Origin of the sequence: Ruminococcus callidus ATCC 27760 (assembly GCF_000468015.1) — a bacterium.
GTDB lineage: Bacteria > Bacillota > Clostridia > Oscillospirales > Ruminococcaceae > Ruminococcus_C > Ruminococcus_C callidus.
Genome location: NZ_KI260385.1, coordinates 1 through 3,257, shown reverse-complemented (window position 1 = coordinate 3,257; position 3,257 = coordinate 1). Strand labels below are relative to the sequence as shown.

Genomic DNA, 3,257 nt, shown 5'->3' with positions numbered 1-3,257 from the left:
TCTGTCGCACAATCTTTGTGCGGTATTGCCCTTGACATTTCGGCGGAAATCGTGTATACTAATGATAAAGAGAGCACACCAGTAGACGGTCTGCTCCCACTGCTTAGGTTAAAAAGAAATAACTGCCACAGATTTGGACGCTAGGGGCGGTTATTTCTTTTTCTTTTTGTGGTGATGCTTCTTACTATTTTTGGATTATAGGCAATGCCGCACAAAATGTCAAACAAAATATTTCACATCGCATCAAAAACGGCAACAGCAGACTTACTCAAGAATAATGAGCCGCCTGCCGTTTCAGTTATGCCTATAACAATCCCCGTTCCACTCTGCCAGAACTGCGGCACAGTGGAGCGGGGATCTTGCGTATATCAGACCTTTTCTGTAACTGCCGCCTTTTCACGCGGCTGCACCAATGCTATCAGGTGCCGGAACACGAACCGCACCAGCGGACCGGCGAAAAACAACTGCCACAGCAGTGCCATGGGAAAATTTTTCGCAGTGGTTTCAAACCAGACTGCAATCACCTGCACGCCGGCATGCTTGAACAGCAGCGTTGCCGCCAAGCTCATCAACGGGCACATCAGCAGCACCGACACGGCGGAAATCGCCAGCACCAGATGAAAAGGGTTGTCCTTTTCGAGATCGACGATGCGAAACGCCGCCTTTTTTGCCAGACCGCCTACCAGAAAGAAATCCAGCAGAAAGGCGATCGGTCCCATGATCGGCAGTTCCCGAAAAGCGTGGAGAAATACCATGTTGGTCATGCTGCCGGTTTCTATGGCAATGTTATAGCAGATCATCGCGTAGACCATGACAAACACCATGAGAATGGTAAAAATTACTTCTTGTACTTTGTTTTTGGGCATAAAAAATCCTCCTAGAATCAATTCCCGCACCTGCACCCAGCCGTTCCGGTCTGCGTACACGTGCAGACAGGCGAAATGGCATAGAGTGTTGTTCGTGAATCATTCCGGAGAATGTGCGTTTCCAATGACGCGGGCATGTTCCCGCGTGACCTTCTATCCAATCAGATTAAGGAAACGCTGCATAAAGCCCGCCTGACGGCTTTGCACGCAATCTGCGTACAGATTTTCCCGTCATATTGCCCAGAAATCCCTTGCCATAATAACGGCAGTCTGCCTGCGGAATTTCTGAGCAATCTGCCAAAAAATCTGACTACGCATCTTACGCACAAGCTTTATTCAGTGTTTCCTTAACGATATTATATCACACTTCTGCGAAAAAGTCAATCGTGCAAAATGGGAGAAAATTCTCCCCTGCAATTCCACAAAAACAGGGCAGGTTTCCCTGCCCGTGTGTTTTATGTCGTACTGGTTCTCAGCTTCAGCAGCAGCATAGACGGTGTGCCGTTGTCGTTCTTTTCATCGGCATAGTCCAGCGTGGACAGCATGACCCAGTGGTCTTCTTCGGACACTGTAACATCGTCCTTTTTCACCGCCGCCATTTCCAGCAGCTGCTCCAGCAGCTGCGGCTGCTCTGCGGCATCTGCCGTCATGATCTGGTCTATCAGTTCCTGTGCAGGGCAGGTTGCCGCAATGCTGGCAGTCACCTCCAGACGATACCGTTCATCAGGCAGCAGCAGTACACCGTCTGACAAGTCCGCAAATGCCGACTCCTGCAAAAAATCGTCCAGACTCCCGAACATGGCACTATTGTTCATATCATGTCCGAACACCAGCGAAAAAAAGTCGCTGAAATCCACCGCATTCCGGCTGTCCAGAAACGGGGTGCCGTACAAGTCGTAGCCGCCCTCATAGTTGTGGTCGGTGTATCTATCGCTGTCTGTGCCGCCCATGAGCGGATAGTCGATCATCGTCTGCGGCAGCACCAGCCAGCCGATCATGTCCGGATTGTCGGCACAGCCTTTTTGCAGCAGCGTTTCCCGCCGTTTTAGATTCCGGTCATCGTCCCACGACCGCACCTCGCTCTTGCCGTCCATTCCGCGGAGCACTTCCAGTACATGGCTCTCGCTGGAGTTGAAATAATGGCTTTCATGCAGAAAAACAGCAGACGAAATCACCGCCACCGACAAAAGCAGGCTCACTGCGATCCCAAAAATCTGACTGTAAATTTTTTTCTTGGATTTTACACTTCTTTGTTTCATCAGATGCCCCCGTTTCCCACATATTCATGTATATATTGTAACAAATTCGTACAAAAATATAAACACATTTCTGAGAAGAATTCGGGAAATTCTGGAATTCTCTATAATTTGTCCATACTCGGAATGAGATCACCCTCATTGATGCTGAATCAGATGATCCAGCAGAATCTTCACGCCGATCAGGATCAGCACCACGCCGCCGGCGATCTCCGCCTTTTTCTCAAAGCGGTTGCCAAAGCGATTGCCGATCCAGACACCGCAGAACGACAGCACCAGCGTGACACAGCCAATGATGGAAACGGAACTCCAGATCTGCACGTCCAGACAGGCAAACGCGATCCCCACCGCCAGAGCATCGATAGAGGTGGCAATTGCCAGCATGAACAGTTCCTTGTGATCCAGCCTGGCATCACTTTTTTCAGCAGCCGATTCTTCCTTTTCGTGGAACACGTCCCAGAGCATTTTTCCGCCGATGAATGCCAGCAGCACAAATGCGATCCAGTGGTCAAACGCCTGAATATAACGGGAAAATGATGTACCCAGCAGCCAGCCCAACAGCGGCATCAGTGCCTGAAACACGCCGAAATACAACCCGATGACCAACGCCTGATCGTACCGCATCTTCCGCATGCCCAGCCCCTTACAGACCGATACTGCAAATGCGTCCATTGACAGTCCGATCGCTGTCAGCAGCAGTTCTACAATTCCCATAAAACAGTTCTCCTTTTTATGCCTGAGGCATGGCTTTTTACAATAATTTATGCAATTACAAATCAGTATAGCACACGCCATTTCAGTTTGTCAAGGCAAATCATACTAATACAAAAAACCCGACACGGGATCGCTCCCGCATCGGGTTTTTCTTATGCTGTCATAGCCTTGTTGTCAGAAACGCTTACGCGTTCGAAATCAGGGAATCTGATTATTCAGCCCACATAGAGCCCTTCAGGTTCTTCAGATCCGGGCAAACCGGATTGTCCCAAGTAGTGCTCTTGTGACCAGCACCCATCAGAGCAACATAGTATGCCTGGTAGAAGATATCAGTTGCTTCCAGCTTGCCGTCTGCAGAATTCTCTCCTGCCTTGCTTTCGGTATCAATATCCGTCAGGAAGAAGGACAGTTTCTCCAGATT

4 protein-coding genes are annotated in these 3,257 nt (G+C 49.4%); all 4 read right to left on the bottom strand.

The features are described from left to right. Positions 1 to 368 precede the first annotated feature (368 nt). Positions 369 to 866: a DUF2798 domain-containing protein gene (locus RUMCAL_RS06240; protein ID WP_040647302.1), complete on the bottom strand. Its 498-nt coding sequence runs from the start codon at positions 864 to 866 to the stop codon at positions 369 to 371. Positions 867 to 1,321: 455 nt separating this feature from the next. After that, positions 1,322 to 2,125 (bottom strand): class B sortase, encoded by an 804-nt coding sequence (locus tag RUMCAL_RS14520; protein WP_021681819.1) that lies wholly within the window; start codon positions 2,123 to 2,125, stop codon positions 1,322 to 1,324. 135 nt (positions 2,126 to 2,260) lie between these two features. Next, the gene (locus RUMCAL_RS06230; RefSeq protein ID WP_021681818.1) at positions 2,261 to 2,836 is read right to left on the bottom strand and encodes a manganese efflux pump MntP; all 576 of its coding nucleotides are present in this window, start codon (positions 2,834 to 2,836) and stop codon (positions 2,261 to 2,263) included. 211 nt (positions 2,837 to 3,047) lie between these two features. Beyond that, the coding region (locus RUMCAL_RS15915) for a hypothetical protein (RefSeq protein WP_021681817.1) at positions 3,048 to 3,257 on the bottom strand (210 nt) is incomplete at its 5' end.